Raw genomic sequence first — 3,355 nt, 5'->3', positions numbered from 1 at the left:
GCCACGGCAGCGTTGAGAGCGAGGGCGGGGCTGGACTGCGGTGGCGGTGACGTTCCCAGGGCGCATGCCGGAGGTCATAGTGTCCAGGCCGGCCAGTCCGTAGGTAAGCCGGCTCTTCCGTCCGCTCTGGATTTCCTCCAGCCCGGAGACGAAATCGAGGCAGAGGCCGCCACCGCGGGCGGTCGGGGGTGTTCAGGCCGGGGCATGTCTGAGTCGTCGCCTTCCTCCGCTGCAGGCGTGCTGGAGGATCTCGTGCGCGGATTCGATCGTGGTGCGCTGGCATGCCCTGGCCCGGGCGATCTCCGCCTGCGCCGGGCCGTTCGCGGCGCTGGGCACCGCCTGGACGCAGGTGTGCAGGAGGCCGCCCCGCCGGCCTTGGCGGAGCTCGTTTCGCGCCGGGTCAGTTCTGCCCCGACGGTGAGCGGGGCCGTCGCTTCTGCCCCGGTGGCGCGCACGCGGCAGATGGCGCGGTGGATCCTCGCGTGGGCGGACGGGGCCGGTAGCAGTCCTCTGCGGTGATGCCCGTCTCCAGAGTCTGCGCAGAGTGCCGCTCAGAGCGCCGTGCTGCTCGTCAGGGTGCCGGGGACGGCTCGCCCGGCTGGCGAGGCTCCGCCGGGGGCCGGCGCGGGATGCCGTCGTGGCGTCGTGGCGTCGTGGCCGGGATCATCAGGGCCAGCGGGTGGCAATGGGCGGGAAGTGCACATGTGCTGGACAATGGAAGTCTCCTGCTCGAGTGCTCGGCAGGGGCCAAAGGCCGGACCGTTAACGCGGGCCGGCCTGCTCTGTGAGGCGGGCCGCTATAGAGGACACGCAGCGGTTCCCTGCCCGGTACTGCGGATGCCTGGAGCGCATCGCGTCCGCAGGCATCCGCAGAGCGCGGTTCCGCCGGCAGCAGATGAGTGAGCAGCAAGGCTGAGGAACGCCTCATGGATGTCGTCGCCAGCGGATCCGCAGCCGTCGGAACCCCAAGCACCGTGTCGGGCTGCCGGAGCGCCGGCCGCGGACCGGCGGGACGGCCGGGAGCAGGGAATGGACTGGGCAAGGCAAGAGCAGACGCCGCCGGAACGTTCCAGGTGCCCTCCAAGCGGCACCTCGGACGCCCCCACACAGCCCCTTTCCGCTGTCGGGTATCGCTGCAGGCTGACATTCGTTGGTCGTCGTTGGCTCCGGGCAGGCAGTTCTCCTTGCTGCATGTCGTTCTGGCGTGAAGGTAGCGCGCTGCTGAAGAATGCATTGACGTTCACCGGGAGGCGCAATTGGCTTCATTCATCAGGAGCATGACCAGCGGGCGTTCTTTGCTGACAGAGCGCCACGGCCCGGCGGACAGCGTAGACGCCGTGATCGCCCCGTACCAGCGCCGCGCCCAGCTCGCCCAAGGGCTTCTGCGGCTGTTCATTGTGCTCAACATGGTTGCCGACCTCTTCCCGCCGGACACGCATTTCCCCGCATCGTTTATCGCTATTGGGGCGTATGCAGGGTGGAGCACGGTCCTGCTGCTCGTGAACACGGTCAGGTGGCTTGATGCCGTGTGGGTCCCCCTTGCAGTAGATCTTGCCGCGATGACAGGAATCCTGGCAGTCGCAGGCCAGTTTTCAGAAGAAATGTCTCTGCCTCATAATGTATTTATCTGTGTCCCGCTGCTCGCGGCCTTCCAGTACCGCCCAGGGGTGACGATGGCTGCGACCGTAGCGGCGACGGCGGCATTCTCAGCCGGCGTGGCGGCCGGACGCAGCGGCTCGGGTGACCCGCACTGGGCGGAAGCGCTCTTCCTTGGGCAGATGATCCTTGTGGTCGGCGGCGCCTGCGTCCTGCTGTCGTGGATCCAGCGGGATAAAATGAACAGCATCATCCGGCTGGCAGCCGACCGCAGCGTCCTGGTCGCACGGGTGATGTCGGCAGAGGACCGGGAGCGCAGCGCCCTGGCGGAGATCCTGCACGACGGTGCCCTGCAAAACGTTCTCGCGGCCCGGCAAGATCTCGATGAACTGCAGGACCTCCCCGGTGCGGCGGAGAATCTGCGCCGCACCCGCACAGCCCTTGCGGATGCCAGCACACAGCTCCGAAGCTCCGTCAACACGCTTTACCCCGCGGTTCTCGAGAATGCGGGCCTCGGCCCAGCTCTCAGGAGTCTGGCTGCCGAGACAGCTGAAAGAGGGGGTTTTTCAATCGTTGCAGACTACCGGACGGAGACAGCTGGGCGGGCAGACCAGCTGATATATCGAACGGCGAGAGAGCTATTCAATAATATCGTCAAACATGCTCATGCCGGGCAAGTGTCTGTGGAGCTCCGCGCCATTGGGGAGATGGTGCAGCTAACGATCAGCGATGACGGCGTCGGAATCACTTCTGAGAACATGGACAGAAGCATCACAGAGGGCCACATCGGACTGGCGTCCCACCGTATCAGGATCGAGGAAGCCGGAGGATATTTTCAGATCAGCCGCAACATCCCCAACGGAACGGTGGCCACCGTAGGAATTCCGTTCTGATCTTGCTCTGTAACCTCTGACGCCGCCTCGGTCTGGCTAGCTGTCGCGGGCATTCGCGCGACGCTGAGGCCTCTGCATGCTCTGATCAGCGGGTGTGCCTGGCGGTCTCTGCCACCCTGCTTCGGGGTATCGAACTCGACCGCCCACCGCCGGTTGCTGATCTGGTCCCGTGCCGGGGTGCGGGGCCGGCTGCACGAGGAGATCCTGCACCGCCTCGACGACGCCGGCCTGCCCGGCCTCTCCCGCGCCGTCCTCGGCTCCGCCCGCGTCAGGGCAAAAGAGGGGGGTGCCTCTATGGGTTTCGTCAACCCTGTCGTGCCGGGTTTGAGTTAAATATCGTCGGGTTGGGGTTCGTGCGGCGAGGGCGGCGGTCCTGGGCTCGCGAGGTTCGTAAAAGGTGCCGTCGCGGAGCATGGCGAACAGGACGCTGATGCGTTGGCGGGCAGCGGCCTTGCGGCGGCGCAGGTCAAGGATGCCGTCGGCAGGCGGGGAGTCTTGCGGATGCTGCGGACGGCGGAGAGGGTGATCAGGGCGGGTATGAGGGCTGCGGGAAGCGTGGAGGGAATGTCGAGCCGCCCGACGCGCCCGGCGACGGGTGGCACGGCATGGGTCCGGGCGGCGGGTGCGGGAACGGTAGCGGCCTGTGCGGTTTGTACGGCGCAGCCGGGGACGTGGACACGGCGGAGGCTGGCGGGTGTGGCCAGGCGGGGCTGGGCGGGTGGAGAAGGCCGGCGCCGGCGAGTCTCGAACGGTGTCGAGAGCGCTGCGGAGGCCGGCACGGCCGTCCGGCCCGGTGTGGTGTGGCGGGCTTGCCGGAGGTGCGGCGGCTGCGCGGCAGCGGCCGGGCAGCCGGGTCACGTGACCCG

At 67.6% G+C, this 3,355-nt stretch carries 1 protein-coding gene and 1 pseudogene; both read left to right on the top strand.

The genetic code is table 11. The features are described from left to right. Nucleotides 1-1,277 precede the first annotated feature (1,277 nt). Nucleotides 1,278-2,489, top strand: coding sequence for an ATP-binding protein (locus ACFZBD_RS35110; RefSeq protein ID WP_391147778.1), 1,212 nt, complete (start codon nt 1,278-1,280; stop codon nt 2,487-2,489). A 72-nt stretch (nt 2,490-2,561) separates the two neighbouring features. Continuing rightward, nucleotides 2,562-2,789 (top strand): annotated as a pseudogene (locus tag ACFZBD_RS35105) (IS5/IS1182 family transposase); the annotation flags it as partial. Between the last annotated feature and the right edge of the window lie 566 nt (nt 2,790-3,355).

The sequence above is a fragment of the Streptomyces sp. NPDC008121 genome, assembly GCF_042957155.1.
Lineage (GTDB): Bacteria > Actinomycetota > Actinomycetes > Streptomycetales > Streptomycetaceae > Streptomyces.
Note: the sequence above shows the minus strand (reverse complement) of the source record. Positions and strands in the feature narration are given on the sequence as shown.

Excerpts from the sequence above, each read along its gene's own strand:
- ACFZBD_RS35110 (WP_391147778.1), top strand. The coding sequence starts at position 1,278 with ATGACCAGCGGGCGTTCTTTGCTGACAGAGCGCCACGGCCCGGCGGAC.